General features: G+C 57.7%; 2 protein-coding genes. One reads left to right on the top strand and one right to left on the bottom strand.

From position 1 onward, the window contains the following. Nucleotides 1-201: DUF1045 domain-containing protein (locus GV818_RS35265; RefSeq protein WP_372242147.1), on the bottom strand; the 201-nt coding region annotated here is incomplete at its 3' end. Between the two features lie 6 nt (nt 202-207). On the opposite strand from GV818_RS35265, the gene GV818_RS34765 reads away from it, so the two are divergent. After that, nucleotides 208-414, top strand: a 207-nt coding sequence (locus GV818_RS34765; protein ID WP_256679600.1) for an aminotransferase class I/II-fold pyridoxal phosphate-dependent enzyme, incomplete at its 3' end; no start/stop codon positions are given.

Raw genomic sequence — 414 nt, 5'->3', positions numbered from 1 at the left:
ATACTGGATCTGCTCGCAGGGAACACTCGGCAGCAGGCTGTAGAAATTGCCAAGCCGGGCGACTTCGATACGCGGAATCCGGAAGGGAACGAAGGTCCCGGAAAAACGCATCAGATCGCGCAGGAGTTGCGATTCGGACATGTCGCGGGACAAGTGGAACGGCGCCTTCAAAACGCCGTGAAAACCGTAGCGCCGTGGCACGGCGGTATGGAAGGCGATCTCGTGAATGCCGAGCCCACGAGACCTCTCTACACCACGTATGCCGGCTATTCCTTGAACAAAATGAATGAGCTGGAAGCTCGTCTGAAAGACGCGCGTGAAGGCGGTGCGCGTCATGTGCTGATTGCCACCGATGGTGTGTTCTCGATGGACGGCGTGATTGCCAACCTGAAGGGCGTTGGCGATCTGGCAGAT

The organism is Pseudomonas sp. Fl4BN1, from assembly GCF_009908285.1.
Classification (GTDB): Bacteria; Pseudomonadota; Gammaproteobacteria; order Pseudomonadales; family Pseudomonadaceae; genus Aquipseudomonas.
Note: the sequence above shows the minus strand (reverse complement) of the source record. Positions and strands in the feature narration are given on the sequence as shown.